This is a genomic window from Pseudomonas sp. AM8, assembly GCF_036346475.1.
Taxonomy (GTDB): Bacteria; Pseudomonadota; Gammaproteobacteria; order Pseudomonadales; family Pseudomonadaceae; genus Aquipseudomonas; species Aquipseudomonas marginalis.
Window position 1 is genome coordinate 41,092 of the sequence record NZ_JAOTNX010000011.1, and the last position, 25,201, is coordinate 66,292.

At 62.1% G+C, this 25,201-nt stretch carries 12 protein-coding genes; 7 read left to right on the top strand and 5 right to left on the bottom strand.

The window, feature by feature from the left end; translation table 11 throughout:
• Positions 1-24: 24 nt before the first annotated feature.
• Positions 25-3,084 (bottom strand): membrane-targeted effector domain-containing toxin, encoded by a 3,060-nt coding sequence (locus V3W40_RS23945; protein WP_330215749.1) that lies wholly within the window; start codon positions 3,082-3,084, stop codon positions 25-27.
• 65 nt (positions 3,085-3,149) lie between these two features.
• Positions 3,150-3,854 carry a trehalose operon repressor gene (treR, locus tag V3W40_RS23950; protein ID WP_330215750.1) on the bottom strand — a complete coding sequence of 235 codons (705 nt, stop codon included), beginning with the start codon at positions 3,852-3,854 and terminating at the stop codon, positions 3,150-3,152.
• Positions 3,855-4,092: 238 nt separating this feature from the next.
• On the opposite strand from treR, the gene treP reads away from it, so the two are divergent.
• The 5 genes from treP (at position 4,093) to V3W40_RS23975 (ending at position 11,485) form a co-directional block, all read left to right on the top strand.
• A complete protein-coding gene (gene treP / locus V3W40_RS23955) occupies positions 4,093-5,535 on the top strand; it encodes a PTS system trehalose-specific EIIBC component (RefSeq protein WP_330215751.1) in 1,443 nt (480 codons plus the stop codon).
• A 56-nt stretch (positions 5,536-5,591) separates the two neighbouring features.
• Entirely contained in the window at positions 5,592-7,238 is a 1,647-nt protein-coding gene (gene treC, locus V3W40_RS23960) for an alpha,alpha-phosphotrehalase (protein ID WP_330215752.1), read from the top strand.
• 164 nt (positions 7,239-7,402) lie between these two features.
• Positions 7,403-8,623, top strand: a complete 1,221-nt coding sequence (locus tag V3W40_RS23965; RefSeq protein WP_065947919.1) for a maltoporin — start codon at positions 7,403-7,405, stop codon at positions 8,621-8,623.
• A 61-nt stretch (positions 8,624-8,684) separates the two neighbouring features.
• Positions 8,685-11,210: a phosphoenolpyruvate--protein phosphotransferase gene (ptsP, locus tag V3W40_RS23970; protein WP_330215753.1), complete on the top strand. Its 2,526-nt coding sequence runs from the start codon at positions 8,685-8,687 to the stop codon at positions 11,208-11,210.
• Between the two features lie 2 nt (positions 11,211-11,212).
• The gene (locus V3W40_RS23975) at positions 11,213-11,485 is read left to right on the top strand and encodes a PTS transporter subunit EIIB (RefSeq protein WP_065924849.1); all 273 of its coding nucleotides are present in this window, start codon (positions 11,213-11,215) and stop codon (positions 11,483-11,485) included.
• Between the two features lie 131 nt (positions 11,486-11,616).
• On the opposite strand, the gene mltF is transcribed toward V3W40_RS23975, so the two are convergent.
• Entirely contained in the window at positions 11,617-13,077 is a 1,461-nt protein-coding gene (gene mltF, locus V3W40_RS23980; protein ID WP_027605438.1) for a membrane-bound lytic murein transglycosylase MltF, read from the bottom strand.
• A 286-nt stretch (positions 13,078-13,363) separates the two neighbouring features.
• On the opposite strand from mltF, the gene purL reads away from it, so the two are divergent.
• The gene (gene purL / locus V3W40_RS23985) at positions 13,364-17,260 is read left to right on the top strand and encodes a phosphoribosylformylglycinamidine synthase (protein ID WP_330215754.1); all 3,897 of its coding nucleotides are present in this window, start codon (positions 13,364-13,366) and stop codon (positions 17,258-17,260) included.
• A gap of 4 nt (positions 17,261-17,264) precedes the next feature.
• Complete coding sequence (locus tag V3W40_RS23990) at positions 17,265-17,576, top strand: NGG1p interacting factor NIF3 (RefSeq protein WP_065924847.1); 312 nt, start codon at positions 17,265-17,267, stop codon at positions 17,574-17,576.
• Positions 17,577-17,670: 94 nt separating this feature from the next.
• Here V3W40_RS23990 and V3W40_RS23995 read toward each other — a convergent pair whose 3' ends face one another.
• Positions 17,671-23,397: a membrane-targeted effector domain-containing toxin gene (locus V3W40_RS23995; protein ID WP_330215755.1), complete on the bottom strand. Its 5,727-nt coding sequence runs from the start codon at positions 23,395-23,397 to the stop codon at positions 17,671-17,673.
• A gap of 80 nt (positions 23,398-23,477) precedes the next feature.
• Entirely contained in the window at positions 23,478-25,184 is a 1,707-nt protein-coding gene (gene nagE / locus V3W40_RS24000; RefSeq protein ID WP_330215756.1) for an N-acetylglucosamine-specific PTS transporter subunit IIBC, read from the bottom strand.
• Positions 25,185-25,201 lie beyond the last annotated feature (17 nt).

Genomic DNA, 25,201 nt, shown 5'->3' on the forward strand with positions numbered 1-25,201 from the left:
CTCGGCCAGGTTTTTTATTGCCTGTCAGGCAGGAAGCCGACTTTGCAGGCTCATGCCCATATTGGTAAGGGCGCTGGACAGCTGTTCCAGCGTGGGGAACCGTATGTCATGCACGCCTGCCCAGGCCGGGCGGTCGATGTAAAAGCTGCCGTCGGCCAGTCGATTGATGGGGGTCGCAACGATGCCCCTGTCTCTGCTGTGGTGCCGCAGGGTGTAGTTGCCCTGGTTTTTGTCGATCAGGTACATGCCCTTGCGAAACAGCAGTCGCTGCTGTTGCTCCAGCGTCCTGTGCACCGGCGGGGCTTCCACTTGTACGCGTAGGTCGGCATTCAAGGTGTCGAAGCTGTCGCCGACGCTTTCATGACTGGGGGCGTTGTCGCGATCAATGGCGATGCCGGGGTCGATACGCACCTCGTTGCCTTGCCCCGGAAAGACCTCTTCTATACGCAGCCCGATACCTCCTTCCAGTTCACTGAGACCGGCGAATCCATTAAAGGTATTGATGTTTCTGGCCCCGGTCAGTACCAGCCATTTACCGCCGCCGTTCAGCGCTATGTCGGCTTGGATAAGGAGGTGGGCGAGGTAATTGCTCATCACCTGCTCTGAAAGATCGGCGATAGGGGTGGGGTATTTGTAATGGGCTGCGCAATCGATAGCCTGCACGCGTATGCCATTGGCCCTGGCGGTCTTGACCAGTTCCAGTTCATTGAACTGCCCGGATGGATCGGTGCCCAGCTTGCCAAGGTAGCTTTCCAGGTCCTCCGGCATCTTGCCGGTCTGGAAGTAGTGGTTCAGATCATCCTGGGCGAAGTCGTTGAGCAGGCGCCGCATATACAGGGTTTTCACGCCCTTGCGCGCGAAGAGCGGCATGTTGTTGATCAGCAGGCGGGTGCTGCTGATACGGTCCAGGGTTTCGCCGATGACGTAGCCCGGTAGGTCTTCGGGCAGGCGTTCGAGGACTTCTTCGAAGGCCGTTGTCGGTTCAAAGGTGGGGATGTCCGGACGAGGTGGCAGGCGGGTCCAGGACAGTTCCTTGTAGAAGTCTTGCGCCGATTGCAGCAGTTTGCGGTGCGTTTCGCCGAAGTAGTAGGTGAAGCGGTCAATACGGCCGAAGCGGCTGTGAACATGGGTTTCAGTGAGGCCCATTGCCCAGCGTTTCACTTCCGGGCGGGTGGATGGCGGGGTATCGAAGGGGCTGGTCACCCTGCGCAGCGAGTGGGGTGGCGTGGTCATCGCTTGTGGCGGTGGCGGGACCCGCGAGGGGGCCGGCCCCCGGGCGCTTTTGCTGGAGTTTCCCCCGCCGCCTTTCAACCCGTTGCTGTGGGGCACAGGTTCCCATTCGTTGAGTTCGTTCAGGCGCACCGGCAGCGCGCCGGAAAAGCCATGGGGGTTGTTCGGGTCGACAATCGCCCAATGCCCACGACCGTTGGGGGCGGCTTCGTAGCGCACGTAATAGGCTTGATCGTTCATCAGGATGGCTTGCTGAGGCATGCCGTCGGAGGTCCGCAGGCTATAGACCTGCTGGAATTTTCCGGGGGCGGTATCCAGGTGTTCTCCTTCCAGTATCAGGTTGGCCTGGTAGGTGGCAGGTACCGCAGGCTCAGGCACCGGCGGTGCGCTGGCGGGCGCTGTGGGCGGCGTCAACTCAATGGGCTCCACTGCGAGGGTGTCGGCCGCTTCGGCGATATCGGGCATGACCCCGTCGGCTTTCAACAGTGCCAGGTTAAACAGCGTATCGATGGCACTGAATACCGCGCCCAGCTCCCCGGCGTGGCGTTCGGCCGGGGTCTTGCCGTTGATGGCCTGGTCGATGTTCAGGCCAAGATTTGCCGCACTGGCCCCCACGACCACCAACGCCACCGGCCAGCCGACCACGGCCATCGGGCCAAAGGTTTTGCCAAAGGCGTTCAGGTAGCCGATCCAGAGTTTCTTGCGCAGGTCGCCATTGCTGCGCAGGGAAAAATCCGCGTCATTGCGCATGCGCGTCTGACTCGATTGCGCCAGCCAGGTAAAGGCATCGTCCTCGATGGCCTGGTCGGCTTGATTGATCAGGCGGTGGTCCCAGGTGCCCCAGTCGACAAACAACTGGTCGAGTTGGTGGGACAGGCCCTTGTCCACCCAGTCCGGCGGCAGGGTACCCGCCAGGGCCTGGGCGGTGCGATAGATCAGCACGGGGGTGAGCAGCATCTGTTTCCACGTCACGGCAGCGGTGTCGTCCTGCTGGATCTGCGCCGACAGCGGGAAATGGGTCATGAAGCGGGCGCGGTTATCCGGGTGGCTGGTCTGGTTCAGCAGCCAGAAATGCAGGTCGGCAGGGGTCTCGAAACAGTGGAAGGCCTGTGACTCGCCTGGTACATAAAGGATTTGCCGCCCATCGCCGTCGACGATGCGCAGGATATCCGTGGCGGTATGTCCACCGATATCCAGCGCCGCCACACGCAGCCCGCCGGCTGAAGTGGCCTTGGCCTGCAGGTTGGACAGGGTTGGGGGCCAGCACAGATTGCTGGCCAGGGCCCGAATCACCGTCTGCAACTGCGACGTGGTGAGATCCCCGGCCTGTCGTGCTTGCAGGGCCTCGGCCAGGCAGTTGACCTTGGCCAGGGTGCGAAAATCATCGAAGTGAGCGCTCCAGAATGCATCCATGCGCGTGGTGTAGCGATCGCTGAAATTGATCGCCCAGAAGTCCTTGAGCACCGCGCTGGCGGACAGCCGCACTTCGTTATGCTGATCGAATAACCGTGCCTCGGCACCCTCGCGATAAAAGCCACCATCACCGTCGAGCAGGTCGGCATTGTCCTGGTCATGTACCTCGAAGCGGTGAATGACCAGCTGCGTCAGCGTCATCGACGCCTGGGGTTTTTCGTTGTGGCTCCAGCCCGTAAACGTCGCCGGGTCACCGACACCGCCGGTGAAGCGGTGCCAGTGCACGTGATCGGGATCCAGGGTCGCCAGACCGTGTTTTGCGAGAATCTCGCGGGCGGCCTCGATGGCCATCCTCTGCATGTTCGGGCACGCATCCAGCACGATGGGCGCCAGGGCCCTGAGTTGTTGCTGAGCGGCGGGGGAGGTGTCGGCAAGCGGCATGCTGCTCTCCTTAAGGGGGAAGAGCCGAGCATGCCAAGCCGTTTAGACGGGCGATGGGTAGATAGTTAGCGCCTGGCGATATCGGAGAAGTAAAACTTATCCAACGTATGCCGCGACTCGGTGTACTCGAACTGCCGCCCATCCTGCAAAAACGTCTGGTTGCTCACCACGATCACATGGCTTTGGCCGTCGAGGTCCAGGTGTGCCTGGTCGTCCTTGCTGCGGGGCAGCGCTTCGATGGTGCGCTGGGCGTAGCTGATCTGCAGTTGCAAGGTCTGCTCGATGAAGGCGTAGATCGACTGTTCGGCGATCGCCTGGTCCAGGCCTGGGATCAGGTCGGCGACGAAGTGGTTGATGTCGAGGATCACCCGTTTGCCGCCGATGCGCCGTACCCGTTTGATGCGTGTGATGAGGCTGCCGGGTTCGGCCTCGATGTGTTGCAACAATGGGCCTTCCAGGGGGAGCTGGGTGAATTCGACCACTTCGGTGCGTACGTCATCGCCCAGGTCGGCGTGGGTTTCGTGAAAGCTGACGATGCCGCCGAGTTGGAACTCAATCGGGTTGGGCGAGAGCACGAAGGTGCCCTTGCCGTGGATCTTTTGCGCAAACCCACGTTCCTGCAGTTGCTCGATGGCGCGACGCACGGTGCCTCGGCTGGCCTGGTAGCTGTCCATCAATTCGGTTTCGGAGGGCAGGCGCGTGCCGCGTTGCAGGCGTTCGGTGGTGATGCTGGCAAGCAGATCGGTATAGATCTGGTTGTATTTGCTCATGGATAGGGCTCTGTGCCGCGTTGGCGTTCAAGGCAGGAACCTTAGAGGCAGAGCGGGAGTTTGTCCATTAGACCCATGGATTTCTGCGGCTTGCAGCGCAGCGGTGTCCTGCAGGGAATAAACAAAATCAAACTCGTACAGACGAGTTGTTGCTTTAACTCGTCTGTACGAGTACTTTTGCCTTCGGCGTGCTGCCAATGACTGCCCCCAATAAAAAAAATCAAAGTGGAAACCAAGCATGAGCCACGACTATTCCAACATTGCCCGCGAGATCCTCGAGCACCTCGGGGGCAGCGACAACCTTGAGCAAGCTGCCCACTGCGTGACCCGCCTGCGCCTGGCGCTCAAGGATCCGAGCCTGGTCAACAACAGCGCGTTGAACCAGGTCGATCTGGTCAAGGGCTCGTTCTTCACCGGCGGTTTGTTCCAGGTGGTGATCGGCCCCGGCGAAGTGGAAAAGGTCTACGCCGCCCTGCGCGAACAGACCGGCCTCGCCGCCGCCACCATCGCCGACGTGAAGAAGAAGGGCGCCGACAAGACCAACGCCATGCAGCGCCTGGTACGGGTGTTCTCCGATGTGTTCATGCCGATCCTGCCCGCGTTGATCATCGCCGGCCTGCTGATGGGCGTGAACAACCTGATGGGCGCCAAGGGCATGTTCATCGAGGGCCAGACGCTGCTGGAGGCGTATCCGAACCTGGATGGCCTGTGGAGCCTGATCAACCTGATGGCCAACACCTCGTTCGTGTTCCTGCCGGCGTTGGTGGGTTGGTCGGCGGCCAAGCGCTTTGGCGGCAGTGAAATCCTCGGCATCGTGCTCGGCCTGATGCTGGTGCATCCCGATCTGCTCAATGCCTGGAACTACGGCAAGGCGGTCGCCGGGCTCGACGGCCAGAGCCTGCCGTACTTCGATATTTTCGGTTGGTTCAAGATTGAGAAAGTCGGCTACCAGGGGCAGATCCTGCCGATCCTGATGGCGGCGTATGTCATGAGCGTCATCGAGAAATGGCTGCGCGCTCGTGTGCCCAACGCCATTCAATTGCTGGTCGTGCCAATCACCACCATCGTCGTCACCGGCGTGCTCGCGTTGGCGATCATCGGCCCGGTGACCCGTCACCTCGGCATCCTGATCACCGAAGGCGTGGTCACCCTGTTTGACCTGGCGCCGATGGTCGGCGGAGCGATTTTCGGCCTGCTGTATGCGCCGCTGGTGATCACCGGCATGCACCACATGTTCCTCGCCGTGGACCTGCAATTGATCTCCACCCAGGGCGGCACGTTTATCTGGCCGATGATCGTGATGTCCAACCTGGCCCAGGGCAGCGCCGCGCTCGCGGTGTTCTACACCACCCGCAATGCGCGGGATAAAAGCATGGCCTCGACCTCGGCGATTTCCGCCTACTTCGGCATCACGGAACCGGCGATGTTCGGGGTGAACCTGCGCTTCAAGTTTCCGTTTTACGCGGCCCTGGTGGGCTCGGCGCTGGGCAGCATTTTCCTGTCGCTGAACAAGGTGCAGGCCTCGGCCATCGGCGTCGGTGGTTTACCTGGGTTTATCTCGATCGTGCCGCAATCCATCGCGATGTTTGTGCTCGGGATGGTCATCGCGATGGTCGTGCCGTTTGTACTGACCTGTGCGTTGAGCATGAAGATTGTTCGGCCGGGTTATCGCGTCGCCTGATCAATCGCCATCGAGGCCCGAGAGGCCAGCACAAAACTCTACTGAAGGAACCCACCATGCAAGACTGGCAACACTCGGTGATCTACCAGATCTACCCCAAGAGCTTCCACAGCCACGCGGGTAACGCCACCGGTGACCTGCTGGGCATCGTGGACAAACTCGACTACCTCAAATGGCTGGGCGTGGATTGCCTGTGGATCACCCCGTTCCTGCGCTCGCCGCAACGGGACAACGGCTACGACATCAGCGACTACTACGCCATCGACCCCAGCTACGGGACCATGGCCGACTGCGACTTGCTGATCAGCGAAGCGGCCAAGCGTGGCATCAAGCTGATGCTCGACATTGTGGTCAACCACACGTCCATCGAGCATGAGTGGTTCCAGCAGGCGCGCAGCAGCCTCGACAACCCCTACCGCAACTTCTACATCTGGCGCGACCAGCCGAACAACTGGGAGTCCAAGTTCGGCGGTTCGGCCTGGGAATACGAGGCGCAAACCGGCCAGTACTTCCTGCACCTGTTCGACCACACCCAGGCCGACCTCAATTGGGACAACCCCCAGGTGCGTGCCGAGGTGTTCAAGCTGATGCGCTTCTGGCGTGACAAGGGTGTGGGCGGTTTCCGCCTGGACGTGATCAACCTGATCTCCAAGCCCGCCGATTTCCCCGAAGACAGCAGCGACGGCCGCCGCTTCTACACCGACGGCCCGAACGTGCATGAATACCTGCAGGAGATGCACCGCGAAGTCTTTGAAGGCCATGACCTGATCAACGTCGGCGAGATGTCGTCCACCAGCCTTGAGCATTGCATTCGCTACTCGCGGCCAGAGTCGAAAGAGCTGTCGATGACCTTCAACTTTCATCACCTGAAAGTCGATTACCCGAACCTGCAGAAGTGGGTGAAGGCTGACTTCGACTTCCTGCAACTCAAGCAGATCCTCTCCGACTGGCAACTGGGCATGCAGGCCGGTGGCGGCTGGAACGCGCTGTTCTGGTGTAACCACGATCAACCCCGGGTGGTCTCGCGGTTTGGTGACGACGGTGAGCATCGCGTGGTCTCGGCCAAGATGCTCGCCACCGCGCTGCACTTCCTCCAGGGCACGCCGTTCGTGTACCAGGGCGAAGAACTGGGCATGACCAATCCGGGCTTTGACAGCATCGATCAGTACCGCGATGTGGAGACCCTGAACATCTTCCGCCTCAAGCGCGATGCCGGTGAATCCGAAGCGGCGAGCATGGCGGCGATCATGCAGAAGTCCCGCGACAACGGCCGTACGCCGATGCAGTGGAACGCGCAGCCGAATGCGGGTTTCAGTAGCGGCGAGCCCTGGATCAGCCTCCCGGCGAATGCCGCGCAGATCAACGTTGAACACCAGCGCGACGATCCCGACTCCGTGCTGCATCACTACCGCGCACTGATCGCCCTGCGCCGTCACGAACCGCTGATTCAAGAGGGGGTTTACCGCCAACTGCTGCAAGACCATTTGCAGGTCTGGGCGTACCTGCGCGAAGGCCACGGCGAGCGCCTGCTGGTGCTGAACAACTTCTATGGCCAGCCCTGTGAGGTCCAGCTACCTGGCGACGTGATCGACGCCGCGACCGAGCAACGCCTGCTGATCAGCAACTACCCCGACTGCCCGCGACGCTCGGCCACGGTCGTCTTGCGTCCCTACGAATCGTTCGTGCTGCACCTGATCGATTGATACGCCCCCTGTAGGAGCGAGCTTGCTCGCGAAAAACCTGAGAGCGCCGCGTTAAACCAGTATCGCTGCGTAATCGTTGGCGTTCTTCGCGAGCAAGCTCGCTCCTACAGGGAATCGTGTCGTGCAAGGACAGTAATAAAACAATAAAAATAGAAGGAGCATTCATGAAAACAACAATAAAGCTGGGCCTCGTTGCATCCTGCCTGAGCCTGCCATTCGGCGCGCAGGCCCTGGAATTTGCCGGTTACTTGCGCAGCGGCGCGGGGACGTCGACAGGCAGTGGCAAGCAGCAATGTTTCCAGTTGCCGGGGGCGCAAACCAAATACCGACTGGGCAACGAATGCGAGCAGTACGCCGAACTGGAACTGCGTCAGGACCTGCTGACCCTCGACGATGGCTCGGTGCTCAGCGTCGACGCCATGGCGTCGCTGTACAACCAATACGACCGCGCCCTTAAATTCCAGGGCGAAGACAACGGCTCGGCGCGCATGCCGCAGATGTATGCGCAGTGGTCGAACCTGCCTGCCCTCAATGGCGGTTCGCTGTGGGCCGGTCGGCGTTACTACAAACGCAATGACATCCATATTTCCGACTTCTACTACTGGAACCAGAGCGCCACCGGCGGCGGTATCGAGGACGTGCTGATCGGCGACCTCAAGTACAGCTACGCCATTTCGCGCAAGGACAACCTGTACCAGAAGGAATACGCCACCCGTCACGACTTCAACGTCGCGGGCTTCAAGACCAACCCCGGCGGCGAGCTGGAGCTGGGCTTGAGCCATATCGAAAAGGCCGGCGGGCGCGACACCCACAGCGGCTGGGCGCTCACCGCGCAGCATGTGCAAAAAAACTTCCTGGGCGGCAAGAACAAATTCGCTTTGCAGTACGGCGAAGGCCCCGGCACCGGCCTGGGCTACACCGGCAATACCTTCCTGGATAACAGCAGCAAAAGTTATCGCGCCGTGGAGTTCTTCGACTGGCAGGTGACCCCGCGTTTTGGTGGGCAGATCGAGGCGGTGTACCAGAAGGATATTCGCCCCGGCAGCCAGGACCAGACCTGGATGTCCATCGGCGTGCGCCCTGCGTATGCGATCAGCGAACAATTCAAGTTGGTCACCGAGCTTGGGCATGATCAGGTCGATGCCACCGGCGGCACGCGCAAGCTGAGCAAATTTACCTTTGCCCCGACCTGGTCGCCCAACGGCCCGGATTTCTGGGCGCGGCCGGAAGTGCGTTTGTACTACACCTATGCGACCTGGAACGAAGCGGCCAAGCGTGCAGCGAATGAACTGGCGGCGGGCTCGGCGTTGTCCGACACCGGCGCCTATGGCACCGCGCGGCATGGGTCGAACGTTGGCGTGCAGGTTGAATACTGGTGGAAATAAGTCATCCATGGGATAGGCATCCACCCAAGGATCTTTACAGAACAAAACAGCAGGTGACGTCATGACCGCAACTCAACCCCTGGAACTGCTGGCGCCCTTGTCCGGCGTGCTGCTGGCACTGGACAAGGTGCCTGACCCGGTGTTCGCCAGCCGCATGATCGGCGACGGCCTGTGCATCGATCCCACCTCGCAGACCCTGTGCGCCCCCCTGGCCGGGGTGATCAGCAATATCCAGGACAGTGGGCATGCGGTCAGCGTCACCGACGACAACGGCGTGCAGGTGCTGATGCATATCGGCCTGGACACCGTGAGCCTGGCCGGCAAGGGCTTCACCCGCCTGGTCGAGGAAGGCCAGCGGGTAGAAGCCGGGCAAGCCTTGATCGAATTCGATGCCGACTATGTGGCACTCCACGCACGCAGTTTGCTGACCTTGATGCTGGTGGTCAGCGGCGAGCCGTTCACGCCGTTGGCAAGCGGCCTGGTGGAACGGGGCCAGCCGGTGTTGCAGGTAGCGCCCGGCAACCGGGTAGAGGAGGCCGATGAGGAGGAGGGCGATGCACGCTTCTCAAAGCCGTTGACCTTACCCAACGCCAACGGTTTACACGCGCGCCCGGCCGCCGTGTTTGCACAAGCCGCGAAAGGTTTTAACGCGAGCATTTACCTGCACAAGCAAACCCAGAGTGCCAACGCCAAGTCGCTGGTGGCGATCATGGCGCTGCAAACCGTGCAGGGCGATACCTTGCAAGTGAGTGCGGCCGGTGACGATGCCGAGGCGGCGATCCAAGCTCTGGTCGCGCTGTTGCTTGAAGGCTGCGGCGAGGCCATTGCGGCGCCGGCTGCACAGCTTGAAGCGCCCGTGCCGGTATCGTCGGCGACGCTGCTGCGAGGCGTTTGCGCATCGCCGGGATCGGCGTTTGGCCAGGTGGTCCAGGTTGCTGAGCCCGAGCTGAAGGTGACTGAACAGGGCGCTGGCGAGGCGTTCGAGCGCGGCGCTTTGGACCGTGGCTTGCTGGTTGCAACCGAAGCGCTGCAAGCCCTGCAAACCCAGGCGGCAGGCAGTGCCCAGGCGGAGATTTTCCGCGCCCATCAGGAATTGCTCGAAGACCCGACGCTGCTGGAACAAGCCCACGGCCTGCTGGCCGAAGGCAAGAGCGCCGCATTTGCCTGGAACAGCGCCACGGTCGCCACTGCCCAGCTGTTCCAGAACCTGGGCAATGCCCTGTTGGCCGAACGTGCGGCGGACCTCGCGGATGTCGGCCAGCGTGTGCTGAGGCTGATCCTCGGAATTCAAGACCGCGCCTGGGACCTGCCCGACCGCGCGATCCTGGTCGCCGAGCAACTGACGCCTTCGCAAACCGCCAGCCTCGATCCCCAAAAGGTGCTGGGGTTTGTCACCGTCGGCGGCGGGGCGACCAGCCATGTCGCGATCCTGGCGCGGGCCCTGGGCCTGCCTGCCATATGCGGGGTCGGGCTTGAAGTGCTGGCGCTGGCCAATGGCAAACAGGTCCTGCTCGATGCCGACAAAGGCGAGTTGCACCTGAACCCCAACCTGGTCGAGATCGAACAGCTGGAAGCTGCGCGTAAGCAGCACGTGCTGCGACGCCAGCGTGACGTGGCGCAGGCGTCAGTGCCTGCGATTACCCGCGACGGCCATCACGTCGAGGTGACCGCCAACGTCGCTTCGTTGCAGGAGGTGGAGCAAGCCCTGGCCCTCGGGGGCGAAGGCGTCGGCCTGCTGCGCTCGGAGTTTTTGTACCTGGATCGCAATCGCGCCCCAAGCGTGGATGAGCAGGCCGCCACCTACAGCGCCATCGCCCGAGCCCTGGGCACCGAGCGCAATCTGGTGGTGCGCACCCTGGACGTCGGCGGCGATAAACCCCTGGCGTACGTGCCGATGGACAGTGAAACCAACCCGTTCCTGGGCCTGCGCGGCATACGCCTGTGCCTGGAGCGCCCGGAACTGTTGCGTGAACAGTTGCGCGCGATCCTCGCCAGTGCCGGGCTGGCACGCCTGCATATCATGTTGCCGATGATCAGCCTGCTGTCGGAGCTGCACCTGGCCCGCCAGATTCTGGAAGAAGAAGCCTGGGTCCTTGGGCTCAGCGAGTTGCCCAAACTGGGCATCATGATCGAGGTGCCGTCGGCGGCCCTGATGGCCGATGTGTTTGCGCCCCATGTGGATTTCTTCTCCATCGGCACCAACGACCTGACCCAATACACCCTGGCCATGGACCGTGATCACCCGCGCCTGGCCAGCCAGGCCGACAGCTTTCACCCGGCGGTGCTGCGCCTGATCGCCACCACCGTCAAGGCCGCCCACGCCCATGGCAAGTGGGTGGGTGTATGCGGTGCACTGGCCTCCGAAGCGCTGGCGGTGCCGGTGTTGATCGGGCTGGGCGTGGATGAGTTGTCGGTCAGTGTGCCGCTGATCCCCACCATCAAAGCCACCGTGCGCGAGCTGGACCTGGCCGACTGCCAGACCATCGCCCGCCAGGTACTGGGCCTGGAAGAAGCTGTCCAGGTACGCGAGGCCTTGCGCGAATATCACGCGGCTACCGTTGAAACTTCACCTGTGCTGGAGAAATGAGCATGTTGGATAAATTGAAGCAGGCGTTCTGGAAGGCTCTGACGCCGGACTTGATTGCCGAGACCGTAGCGGCGCCGGGTTTGTTGTCGGCTGAGGTGCTGAGCGCGTTGGGTGGGGCGGATAATCTCAAGTCGCAGCGGCGGGTGGCGCTGACGCGGGTGAGGGTGCAATTGCAGGATGCGGGGCGGCTGGATGAGGCGGCTTTGAAAGCGGCAGGTGTGCCGGGTGTGATGGTGTTGGCGGGAGGAGTGGTACACCTGATCACCGGCCTCTGAAACCGGTGGAGATCCAAAAAATGTGGGAGGGGGCTTGCTCCCGATGGCGGTGTATCAGTCAGCCTATGCAGTGGCTGACACTGTGCCATCGGGAGCAAGCCCCCTCCCACATTTTAGTTTTTTCAGTGTTCTTATAGCTGCGGGGTGTCTTCCGGCGGCTTGGTTTTATCCACACCCGGCACATGCAGATTACCTTCCACCACCTGGTTACCCTCCAGCTGGGGCTGGGTCACCCAGGTCAGGATGTCGTAGTAGCGCCGGATGTTCGCCACGAAGTGCACCGGCTCGCCGCCTCGGGCGTAGCCGTAGCGGGTCTTGCTGTACCACTGCTTCTGCGACAGGCGCGGCAGCATCTTCTTCACATCCAGCCACTTGTTCGGGTTCAGGCCTTCCTTCTTCGCCAGGATGCGCGCGTCGTCCAGATGGCCGGTGCCGACGTTATAAGCAGCGAGGGCGAACCAGGTGCGGTCGGGCTCGGCGATCTTGTCGTCCAGCTCGTCCTTGATCTTGGCCAGGTACTTGGCGCCGCCCATGATGCTTTGCCTGGCATCCAGGCGGTTGGACACGCCCATGGCCTGGGCGGTGTTCTGGGTCAGCATCATCAGGCCGCGCACGCCGGTCTTTGAGGTGACCGCCGGTTGCCACAGCGATTCCTGATAACCGATAGCCGCAAGCAGGCGCCAATCGACTTTTTCTTCCTTGGCGTAGGCGCGAAAGTGTTTCTCGTATTTGGGCAGCCGCTGCTGCAAATGCTGGGCGAAGGTGTAGGCGCCGACATAGCCGAGTACATCGACGTGCCCGTAATAGCGGTCTTTAAGGCGTTGCAGGGTGCCGTTCTTTTCCACCTTGTCCAGGTAGCTGTTGATCTCGTTGAGCAGGCTGTTGTCGTCGCCGGCCGCCACGGCCCAGCTCTGGTTGCTGGCATTGCCGAGGTCGAACGCCACCCGTACGTTGGGGAAGTACACTTGGTTCATCGCCACTTCGTTGGAGTCCACCAGGGTCAGGTCGATTTGCCCCTCGTCCACCATGCGCAGCAGGTCGACCACCTCGACAGCATCGGATTCTTCGTATTCGATGGCCGGGTTCTGCTTTTTAAGCGCCGCCAGTTGTTCGGCGTGGGTGCTGCCCTTGAGCACCATGATCTTCTTGCCCACCAGGTCCGCCGCGTTCGTCGGGCGTGACTGGCCGTTGCGGTAGATGATCTGCGGGGTGACTTCCAGGTAAGGATGGGAGAAACGCACCTGTTGCTGGCGCTGCTCGCTGCTGACCAGGCCGGCGGCGGCGAGCACCGGGCCGTTGGGTTTGCCCAGCTGGCCGAACAGGTCATCGAGGTTGTCGGCGGTCTCGATTTCCAGCTTCACGCCCAGGTCATCGGCAAAACGCTTGACCAGTTCGTATTCGAAACCGGTTTCACCGTTGCGGTCCTGGAAGTAAGTCGCCGGGCTGTTTCGGGTAATCACCCGCAATACGCCATCCTCCTTGATTCGCTCGAGCGTGCTGGGTTTATCAACACAGGCGCTGAGCATCAGGAAGAGTCCGGTGACGATGAGCCATCTGGCGCATCGCGGGCGCAAAGCAGTTGGGGAGAACATCTGCGCAGTATACGCAAACGGCCCACGGCGCCATATCTCGACAGCGGCGGACTTGTCTGCTAGCGCCGCCAAAACTGTGCTGCAACCCGCAGAAACGTGGCTTGGCGCCCGATTGTGACGGTTAAAATAACTGCGCGGAATGCCTTGGATAACGCCCCGATAGCGTGCAAACCGTGCCAACTGACGTTCGGCAGCCGCCAGCGGTGCCGTTTCGGGTGCCGTTGGCGATGGTTTACGCTAGAATGCACGGCCTCAAAGCACACCCCTTCCCGAGGCTGTCCCGAAGATGTTGATCCTGCGCGGCGCTCCTGCCCTTTCTGCCTTTCGCCACAGCAAACTCCTTGAACAACTGAGCCAGAAGGTTCCAGCGGTTACAGGCCTGTATGCTGAATTTGCTCACTTCGCCGACGTTACCGGCGTCTTGACCGCCGACGAACAGCAAGTGCTCGCACGCCTTCTGAAGTACGGCCCAAGCGTTCCCGTTCAAGAGCCGACCGGCCGCTTGTTCCTGGTTCTGCCACGGTTCGGCACCATCTCGCCCTGGTCGAGCAAGGCCAGCGACATCGCCCGTAACTGCGGCCTGGAAAAAATCCAGCGCCTGGAACGCGGTATCGCCTTCTATGTAGCAGGGCAGTTCAGCGACGCCGAGGCCGAGCTGATCGCCAGCAGCCTGCACGACCGCATGACCCAGATCATCGTCAGCCAGCTGGAACAGGCTGCCGGCCTGTTCAGCCACGCCGAGCCCAAGCCGCTGACCGCGATTGACGTGCTGGGCGGTGGCCGCGCTGCGCTGGAGAAGGCCAACACCGAGCTGGGCCTGGCCCTGGCCGAAGACGAGATCGACTACCTGGTCAACGCCTTCACCGGTCTCAAGCGCAACCCCCACGACATCGAACTGATGATGTTCGCCCAGGCCAACTCCGAGCACTGCCGTCACAAGATCTTCAACGCCAGTTGGGACATCGACGGCGAAAGCCAGGAAAAAAGCCTGTTCGGCATGATCAAGAACACCTACGTGATGCACAGCGAAGGCGTTCTGTCGGCTTATAAGGACAACGCCTCGGTGATCGTCGGCTCGGTCGCCGGCCGTTTCTTCCCGGACCCTGAAACCCGCCAGTACGGCGCGGTGCAGGAGCCGGTGCACATCCTGATGAAGGTCGAGACCCACAACCACCCGACCGCGATTGCCCCGTTCCCGGGCGCGGCCACCGGTTCCGGCGGCGAGATCCGCGACGAAGGTGCCACCGGCCGTGGCGCCAAGCCAAAGGCCGGCCTCACCGGTTTCACCGTGTCCAACCTGCAGATCCCAGGCTTCGAGCAGCCGTGGGAAGTGCCGTACGGCAAGCCTGAGCGCATCGTCACCGCACTCGACATCATGATCGAAGGCCCGCTGGGCGGCGCCGCGTTCAACAACGAATTCGGGCGCCCGGCGCTGACCGGCTACTTCCGTACCTTCGAACAGTCCATCACCACCCCTCATGGTGATGAAGTGCGCGGTTACCACAAGCCGATCATGTTGGCCGGCGGCATGGGCAACATCCGTGAAGAGCACGTCAAGAAAGGCGAGATCCTGGTCGGCTCCAAGCTGATCGTGCTCGGCGGCCCGGCAATGTTGATCGGCCTGGGCGGCGGCGCGGCTTCCTCCATGGCCACCGGCACCAGCTCGGCAGACCTCGATTTCGCTTCCGTACAGCGCGAAAACCCTGAGATGGAACGCCGCTGCCAGGAAGTCATCGACCGTTGCTGGCAGTTGGGTGACAAGAACCCCATCAGCTTTATCCACGACGTCGGCGCCGGCGGTTTGTCCAACGCCTTCCCGGAGCTGGTCAACGATGGCGACCGCGGTGGCCGTTTCGAACTGCGCAACATTCCAAACGACGAGCCGGGCATGGCCCCGCACGAAATCTGGAGCAACGAATCCCAGGAACGTTACGTACTGGCGGTCGGCCCTGAAGACTTCGCGCGCTTCCAGGCCATCTGCGAACGCGAGCGTTGCCCGTTTGCCGTGGTCGGCGAAGCCACTGCCGAGCCGCAACTGACGGTCACCGACAGCCACTTCGGCAACAGCCCGGTGGACATGCCCCTCGAAGTGCTGCTGGGCAAAGCCCCGCGCATGCACCGTTCGGCCGTGCGTGAAGCCGAGCTGGGCGATGATTTCGACCCAAGCACACTCGAACTGGCCGACAGCATCGAACGCGTGCTGCACCACCCGGCCGTGGCGAGCAAAAGCTTCCTGATCACCATCGGCGACCGCACCATCACCGGCCTGGTGGCCCGTGACCAGATGGTCGGCCCATGGCAGGTGCCGGTGGCCGACGTTGCCGTCACCGCTACCAGCTTCGACGTCTACACCGGTGAAGCCATGGCCATGGGCGAGCGTACGCCGCTGGCCCTGCTGGACGCCCCGGCGTCGGGCCGCATGGCCATTGGTGAAACCCTCACCAACATCGCCGCGTCGCGCATCGGCAAGCTGTCCGACATCAAATTGTCGGCCAACTGGATGTCCGCTGCCGGTCACCCAGGTGAAGACGCGCGTCTGTACGACACCGTGAAAGCGGTCGGCATGGAGCTGTGCCCGGAGCTGGGCATCACCATTCCGGTGGGCAAGGACTCCATGTCCATGGCCACCCGTTGGAACGATGAAGGCGTGGACAAGAGCGTCACCTCGCCGCTGTCGCTGATCGTCACCGGCTTTGCGCCGGTCACCGACATCCGCCAGACCCTGACCCCGCAACTGCGCATGGACAAGGGCACCACCGACCTGATCCTGATCGACCTGGGCCGTGGCCAGAACCGCATGGGCGCCTCGATCCTCGCGCAAACCCACGGCAAGCTCGGCAAACAGGCGCCGGACGTGGATGACGCCGAAGACCTGAAAGCCTTCTTCGCCGTGATCCAGGGCCTCAACGCCGACGGCCACCTGCTGGCCTACCACGACCGTTCCGACGGTGGTCTGCTGACCAGCGTGGTCGAGATGGCCTTCGCCGGTCACTGCGGCCTGAACATCGTGCTCGACAGCGTTGCCGAGGACGCCTCTGAAATCAACGGCATCCTCTTCAACGAAGAGTTGGGCGCGGTAATCCAGGTGCGCCAGGACGCCACGCCGGACGTCCTCGCACAATTCAGCGCCGCTGGCCTGGACGACTGCGTGGCGGTGATCGGCCAGCCGATCAACAACGGTGAAATCAACATCTCGTTCAACGGCGACACCGTGTTTGCCGGCCAGCGCCGCTTGCTGCAACGCCAGTGGGCCGAGACCAGCTACCAGATCCAACGCCTGCGTGACAACGCCGACTGCGCCGAGCAGGAATTCGACGTGATCCTGGAAGAAGACAACCCGGGCCTGAGCACCAAGCTCAGCTTCGACGTCAACCAGGACATCGCCGCGCCGTACATCAAGAAAGGCATCCGCCCACAGGTTGCCGTGCTGCGTGAGCAGGGTGTCAACGGCCAGGTGGAAATGGCGGCCGCGTTCGACCGCGCCGGCTTCAATGCGATCGACGTGCACATGAGCGACATCCTCGCCGGTCGCGTTGACCTCAACGAGTTCAAAGGCCTGGTGGCCTGCGGCGGTTTCTCCTACGGCGACGTGCTGGGTGCCGGTGAAGGCTGGGCCAAATCGGCCCTGTTCAACAGCCGTGCCCGCGATGCGTTCCAGGGCTTCTTCGAACGCAACGACAGCTTCACCCTGGGTGTGTGCAACGGTTGCCAGATGATGTCCAACCTCCACGAGCTGATCCCGGGCAGCGAGTTCTGGCCGCACTTTGTGCGTAACCGTTCCGAGCAGTTCGAAGCCCGTGTCGCCATGGTGCAGGTGCAGGAATCCAACTCGATCTTCCTGCAGGGCATGGCCGGTTCGCGCATGCCAATCGCCATCGCCCACGGTGAAGGCCATGCCGAGTTCGAAAGCGAAGAGGCGTTGCTCGAGGCCGATCTGTCCGGCTGCGTGGCCATGCGTTTCGTCGACAACCACGGCAAGGTCACCGAAAGCTACCCGGCCAACCCGAACGGCTCGCCGCGCGGGATCACCGGCCTCACCAGCCGCGACGGTCGCGTGACCATCATGATGCCGCACCCGGAGCGCGTGTTCCGCGCCGTGCAGAACTCCTGGCGCCCGGAAGAATGGAACGAAGACGGTGCCTGGATGCGCATGTTCCGCAACGCCCGCGTGTGGGTGAACTAAGACCGTGTACAAGCTCGCCTTCTTTGTGCCCGACAGCCATGTGGAGACGGTGAAAACCGCCGTCTTCGCTGCTGGCGGCGGACGCATCGGCGACTACGACCGCTGCGCCTGGCAAGTGCTGGGCCAGGGCCAGTTTCGCGCGTTGGACGGCAGCCAGCCGTTTATCGGGCAGGTTGGCCAGGTTGAAGTGGTTGAAGAGTGGAAGGTCGAGTTGGTGGTGGCCGATGAGTGGGTCAAGGCGGTTGTCGCGGCCTTGAAGCTCAGCCACCCCTACGAGACACCGGCGTATGAAGTGTGGCAGTTGGCAGATTTCTGATCGGCTGGCTGTTAAAACAAGAAACCCGCTGGGCCAGTTTGGCCAGCGGGTTTTTTGTTGGCTGTCATGCAATCAGGGCCAGGCCTTCAACGACTCAGGGCGCGGGGGTCAGCCCGACTTCCACCCGCAGTGCACTGATCAAGGTGCTTTCGTAGCTGAAGCGCTTGCCCTGCATCGGTTCCCAGCGGTCGACGTAATACAGGCCGTCAGCATTGACCTTGATGGGCGTCGACACAATTTCCCCGGTGCGCGAACGGTGCAGCACATTGTTCTGCGCCGGTGTTGGGCGTTCGATCAGGAAATGGCCGGGTCTTTTCAGCCGAGACCGGTCGACCGGAACGAACGGCGCTGGCGCCGTTAAGCCTTCCACACCGGCCTCCAGAACTAAGTCGCTACGCAAGGCCCTGGCATCGAGGTCTATGCCTTCGGAAAATGTCTCCCAGGTGCCGGGGCGAATGTTTCGCGCCAACGCGGGGGGCGTGTCCCTGACATGCAGGCTGACGGCACCTTGCAGTTCCGCCAGTCCGGGCACCCCCAGGTTGTTGTTGGTGTGAGTGCTGCCGATGAACGCGACCCACTTGTGTGGCCCATGCGCCGCCTGGTCGGCCTTGATCACATTGGAGGCGAAGTAGCTGAATATTTGGTTGCGCGTTACAGACATGTCCCCACCCAGCCCTTTGAGGTGATAACTGGCGGCGCAGTCCAGGGCGCGGACGCGCAAGCCGTGCTTGCCGGCTGCCTGGACGACTTCCGTGTACGTATCGCGGCCTTTGTAGCCGCGCATTTGCCCCTGGTCCAGATAGTTCAGGTAGCGCTTGAGGGTGTCCGGCAGGTGTTGGGTGCGCAGGAAGGCATCCAGCTCTGCCTGATGCAAATCGGTCATCAGGTGTTCTACGTACAGGGTCTTGAACCCCTGCGCCTTGAGGTGCCCCATGTGCTCGCGCAACAACCGTTTGCTGGACTCCGCCCGGTGCCCTTCACCGATCACCAGTCCGGTGAACTCGCTGTGACGGATGCTTTCCAGCAGCGCCTCTGGGGTTTTCGGCGAGCCCAGAACCGAAGGGTCGGGCCTGGTGGGCGGCACGTGGCTGGCCATATAGGTTTGTGCCTCGGTGCTCAGGCGTTCCCTGGTGTTCTGGAACGCCTGGAGTGCTTCGCGATGATCGGGGGCCGTCGAGTAGTAACGTGTATTGAGCCCATATCGCGTAGTAGCCTGTTGAGCGATGCTGGCGCGCAACGGCGGCGCGATGTCGTAGTCGCTGAAGTGGTTGGCGACAGCGACTGACGCAGCACCGGATGGCGTTACCGGCTCGGGCGCCGCATAGGCTGTGTGAAGGGTCAGCCGGTAGTCAGCGTGGGCCAGTGGATCGCCGACGATGGCGCCCGGCTCGTCGATCCAGATGCCCACCGGCTGGCCTGGGCCGACATCGTCCACCCGCAAGGCCACCGCGTCGTGCAAGTCGGCCAGGCCCGGCGTTTTATCGAAGGTACGCAGGCGCGAGGAATCCACTAACGCGATCCAGCGTGCGTCTGGCTCGTCGATGGCGTCGGTCTCGATGGTCTTGTGGGAATAGAAATTCCTCGAAGCGTTATCCCGCGGCGTAGTCACCGGGGTGTCGCCCATTTGCAGGGCATCCTCCAGTTGATACGAGGTCGAGGCGTCGAGGGCTCTGAGTTTCAAGTCCTTTTTTTGCGCCTGGCGCACCAGGGCGACAAACGAATACTCGGCGTCTTCGGCGAAGCCAAACGCCTGGTCAATCGTCTTCAGGTGGCGTTCGATGTGCTGCCAGGATTTACCGGTGTTGAGCTTCTGCAGTTTTGTGCGGAATAAATCGGCAGGCAGGTGCTCGATGTACAGGTACTTGAAGCCTTTGCTCAGCAAGCTGTCCATTTGCGTTATCAGGAGTTCTTTACTGGCGATGGAGCCTGGTGCCGCGCCGATGACCAAGTGCCGGTTTGCGGCCAAGGCATCGCTGGCCAGTAGTTGCGTAAATGAGGCGTCGGCGTCGATGGCCGGGACGTCGGCGCGGGCCGGCAACGGATCAAGGTGTTTGAAGAACTCTTCGGCGTCACTCGTCAAGCGTTCGGCCTGTTGCAAATAAGTGGTGCGCAGGGAGTGCAACTCGCTGGCGACGTGCCCCAGCGCGCCCTCCCGCGAGCCGAACTCCCATTCAGTCCGCTGCACGATGCTGGCCCGCACATCCGGATTGATCGCCAGTTCCAGTTTGCTCGCGTACTTCACCGGTATTTCATAGGGCTTGAGCGGCTCCGGTGTGTCGGGCAGTTTTTCATATTTAGGTGCGCCGCCGGTGATCCCGGTGCGGCTCCAGACGCCTTGCGCATCCGGGGCTGCCACGCGTGTGGTGGAGACCAGTTTGCCACTGGCCGGGTCCAGTCGGTAGAGCAGGTAGCGGCCGATGGGGTCCGGGGTTTTCTTCGCCCACAGCGCTTGGCCATCGAAGAGTACCGCTTGCATGTCTTCCAGGGCCAAGGGCTTGGGTTGCAGAGGCTGGACAAGTTTCAAGGCTTCGCTGGGGACGGCAGTGCGCCTGGCGATCGGGCTCACGGCGGGTCGGGCAAGCTGCCTGAGGGACACTAGGGCCGGGCGCAGATCGGTGAATGCGGCGCCGGCACTGTTGAGCATGTAGCCGATCAAGTGCTCCAGTGCGGCGCCGGTATCGCCCTGCTGGTAAGCGTGCAAGGCCAGCATGCCGTCCTTGAACGCCAGCAGCATGCCCAGGCTCAGGCTGAGGACGGGGAAGGGCGCGGTGGCAATCGCAGTGACCCACTCCACGCAGGTCCACAGAATACCGGTGATCATCTTGAGTCGATTGACCGTGGTGCCTTCAACATCGTCGATCTTGCGCTGCAGCTTCATGTTGTAAAGCGCTTGGCGCAGGTCCGGCAGGGGCACGCGGGTGGCGTCGTAGCGCGCAAGGCTGACGGAGGTCTTGTTCAGGTCCTCGGGTAACTGCGCCTTGGCGTTTTCCAGGAAAGTCCGTACCCGCGTCTGCGACTGGGCCCCTACCCGCAGGGTCAAATAGCCGACCATGCCGGGAATTTTTTTCAGCAGGTAATTGAACTGCCGGGCCTCGCGAAAGCTGATGCCATCCGGTGCGTTGGGGGTGTAGAGCAACGTCGGGAAGCCGCTGTGGCTGAACAGGAAGGTGTCGATGACCCACTCCCCGTCGACCAGCAGTCGATGGATGGCATAGGTACCGCGCTGGTCGGTGGCGGTACTGCCCATGCTGGCGATACTGCGTTCAAGCCACTCCCAATCGACCCCGGCGATATGCCCTTGCAGGCGGCACTCCAAGGCAGCGTTCTGCATCTGGCGTTGGGTGATGCTCAGGGTTGCATTGCGCCGCAACTCGTAATCCGCGCTGCCGACATTCAATAGGCGGGCCCTGACCTCGTTGATGTAGCGCTGGCCGATCCACACACCGGTGACCGAGCGGGCGACCTTTTCTGCGGTCAGCGGGCTCAGGTCAATGCCGTTGGGACCTTTGAAGCGGGCCGCCCGCGAAAACTTTTCGTCGAGAAAACCCACGCCGTCCGCGTAGCCGTCACGGTACAGCTGGGTGTAGGTCAGCGGTTTCGGCGTCCAGGCGCCGAGCAGTGCCGGCGGCGAGAAGGCCCAGACGGTATCGGGGTCGACATCGTTCTGGTGACGTCCCAGCAGCTCGTTCAGGCGCTTTTTTGCCTGCTTATGCACAAAGCTGGGGAAGCTGGGGAAGTGCGCATCGGACAGCGCAAAGGCGTTGTAGGCATGCAGTGCACCCTCGGCGTCGTCAGCCAGTTTCAAAAGCTTCTGGCGGTTGGCGTTACTGGTGGAGCGGTACCAGTCCGGTGTGCTGAAGGCATAGTCGTCGACCCGTGTCGCCAGCACATGGGCCGACATGGCCTTGAGGCAATGAGCATGGTTGCCGATGTTGCCAAAGCGGACCTCTTTGTATTCCTCGGCATGAGGCTTGAAACTCAGGCCAGTCAAGACCTGCTTCATCGCTGCACGAAAGCGCAAGGCGACCCGCGTGATCAGGTAATCGGTGAGGGTGCCGGGCGGTTGTTTCGAACCGTTGTCCAGGCTCCAGCCAAGGATGTGCTGCTGGCAGGCAACCTCATCGTCGAATGCCTGGAATTGCTGCCGCCCAGGTGCCTCAGGGGTACACAGCAGCAGGCGTATGACCTTGCCGTTGCCGTCGCTCTGGCGCAGCACCCACATATCCTGCAACTGGGCCTCATGCAGAGACAGGGTTGCGGCGCTCAGGCGGGCGTCGGTGCCTTGGCGCAGGGTCTGCACCAATTGGAAGTCGTCTTCACTGAGATGGCCCTCGAGCACGGCGGTATAGGCCAGCGCGTTGATCCTTTGGTCGAGCATCTGTTCGATCGCGAGGCTGGTTTCGGGTTTTGCATGCATCTGTTGTTGCGCAGCGGCGAAGTCGAGGCGCGGTTGCAGGGTGCTAAGCGTCTGTACCAGCCAGGTCACGGTGAGGTCCTTGTATGCCTCTGGCAGTGGCGCCTCTTGATAGGTGAGCGTGGTTTTTCTCAGGAAGTCCGAGCCCGTCTGCTCGTCACCTTCGTGCAGCCCGCGCAGGGTCAGGTCGATCAGGTTGCGGTCGTGTTCGTACTCGCCGATGGGGGAGACGTAGCGACGGGTATTGATCACCAGGCGTTCCGGTTCCAGGTCGTGGATATCCAGGTCTTCGCTCAGCCGCTCCAGCAGTTGATAGCGGGCCAGTGTTGCAGGCGTGGTGACCGGGCCCAGCAGTTCAAGCAGGTGTTGGCGGGCGGTGTTGTAGTCTGCCAGGTGCCTGGCCAATTCGGCCCGGCGGGTTTCGCTGGCGCTCCGGTACCAGTCCGGGGCGCTCTGGCGCAGGTAGCGCTCCAGCACGCGCTGGGCACGCCATGCCAGGCGTGCGGCCAGGTCGGGCAGGGACGCGACGATGGCGTGGTCCAGTGCGCTGATCAGCGTGTCCACGGCCTGCTCGGGGTTGTTCACCAGGCTCAGGGCATGGTCAATGTCTGCGTTGCGCTTATCGATCAGGGCGTTGTAGGTGTGTTCGAACAGCGGCCGGTCATTGATGGGCGTCAGTGCCAGCGGCCAGATCGCGCCGGGGCTGATGTGGTGGTAGCGCACCGGCAGCAGGTGCATGAAGTCGCGGCGTTGCGCGGCGTCATCCATGCCGCGCTGCAAATGCGCGTTCAGTTGAGGCAGGGAGCCAAAGGTTTCAATCCCGCGCGTGGGGGTGAACAGCATCACTTCGCCCACGGCCGGCATGGAGGAAAGGTCGGTGACGACCGGGCTGGTGCGTTCGGTCAGGACAAAGGCCCCGGCCAGTTCGATGGTTTGTGCTTGATAGTCCAGGGTCAACGCATAGAAACCAGGCCGCAGTGTGCTGCCCAGCGGCACACGCTCCAGCATGGCCTGTTGTTGCGGGTGCAGCAGACGGTCCTGGGCGCTCAGGGCGGTTTCGTTGGCAAGGGCAGTGAAACCGGCTTCAAAGGTCATGAAGGATTTACGCGGTTTTCCGTCGATCTGCTCGTAGCGGTCGAGGTGTTCCAGATGGGTGTTGAGTGTGGCCTTGAGCGTGACCAGTTGTTGGGGCAGGTCACGCTGTTTCAGCGATTGGTAAAGCGTTCGGCTCTTGTGCAGGAACTGCTGCCGGTAGCTCGCCAGGATTGCGTTGGTTTTTTCCAGATAGGCCTGTTCGGCTGAGGATTTGTGTTCTGGCAACAGCGGTGCTTCGACATTGAGCAGGTGATGACCGATCTGATTGAGGTTGCTTTCGATGCCTTCAAAGGCCTGGGATGGTGTGTTCACAGGCGCGCTCTCCATGCTGATGATAGGAACCTCAGCATGGAGCGCTGCACCGTTGGCAAGGCGGTAGATAAGTCGCGATGTCAGGCGCTGGTGGGCACCGGATCACGGTTGGCCAGGGCCTTGAGTGCGCTGCTCAAGCCCTGGGCCGATTCACCCACCAGCAAGTGCCAGATGCCGTCGTCGAGCTGGCGGATTCCCTGGCAACCCAAGGCTGTGAGCTGCTGCTCGGACAGCGCTTGGTCATCAGCCAGCTTCAAGCGAATGCGGCTCATGGCCACGCACTCCAACTGCAACACATTACGCGCACCGCCCAGTGCATTCAGCCATTGTTCGGCGTGTGGCGGGGTGACAGCGCCGGCCTCGGGTTGAGCGGGGGCCGAGGGCGACGATGGCTGGCCGGACGTGGGCATGGCCAAGCGAATCTCGTCGGCAATGCTGTCCGCCAGTGGGCCCACCACCACCTGCAAGCTGCCGCCGTTACCGGGGCGCACCACGGCCATCGCGCCCAGGGCTTTGAGCTCTGCATCCACGGCCTTGTTGCGATCGACCATGTCCAGGCGCAGGCGTGTGGTGCACGCGCCGACACTCAGCAGGTTGTCAGCGCCGCCCAGCGCACGGATGTAGGCGCTGGCCCGTTGATGGTCGGTCATGACTTCGGTCGGGGCGGCCTGGATATCTTCCCGGCCCGGTGTCTTGAGGTTGAAGCGACGGATGCAGTAGCTGAACACGCTGTAGTAGATCACGGCATAGGCCAGGCCCACCGGCACCATCAGCCAGCCATTGGTGGACTTGCCCCAGCCCAGCACCATGTCGATAAACCCACCGGAGAAGGTAAAGCCCAGGTGGATGTTCAGCAGATTGGTGACGGCCATCGACAGGCCTGTGAGCAGCGCGTGCAGCAGGTAAAGGAACGGCGCGAGGAACATGAACGCGAATTCGATGGGTTCGGTCACGCCGGTCAGGAAGGAGGTCAGCGCCATCGACAGGAAGATCCCGCCCATGACTTTGCGCCGCTCCGGCAGGGCGTTGCGGTACATCGCCAGGCAGGCAGCGGGCAGGCCGAACAGCATCACCGGGAACATCCCCGTCATGAACTGGCCGCCCTTGGGGTCGCCGGCGAAGTAGCGGGTCAGGTCGCCAGTGACCACCGCACCGGTCAGCGGGTCGGTGAAACTGCCGAACACAAACCACGCCATGTTGTTAAGGATATGGTGCAGGCCGGTGACGATCAGCAGGCGGTTGAACACGCCAAACACGAACGCGCCGAGGCTGCCGCTTTCCATCAGCAATACGCCGAAGCTGTTGATCCCGTGCTGGATCGGCGGCCAGATCAAGCCAAAAATCACCCCCAGCGCCACCGCTGAAAACCCGGTGACAATCGGCACAAACCGCCGCCCGCCGAAGAACGCCAGGTACTCCGGCAGCTTGATGTCCTTGAAGCGGTTATACAGCGCACCGGCCATCAAGCCGCTGGCGATACCGGCGAGCATGCCCATGTTGATGGTAGTGTCCATCACCTTGAGCGTGGAGATCATCACCAGGTAACCAATTGCCCCGGCCAGGCCAGCGGTGCCGTTATTGTCACGGGCAAAACCCACGGCAATACCGATGGCGAAGATCAGCGCCAGGTTGGCGAAGATCGCCTGCCCGGCATCGTGCATCACCGCGATGTTGAGCAAGTCGGTGTCGCCCAATCGCAGCAGCAGGCCGGCAATCGGCAGGATGGCGATGGGCAGCATCAGCGCGCGGCCCAGGCGTTGCAGCCCTTCGATGAATAATTGGTGCATGGCGGGTCTCCTTTTTC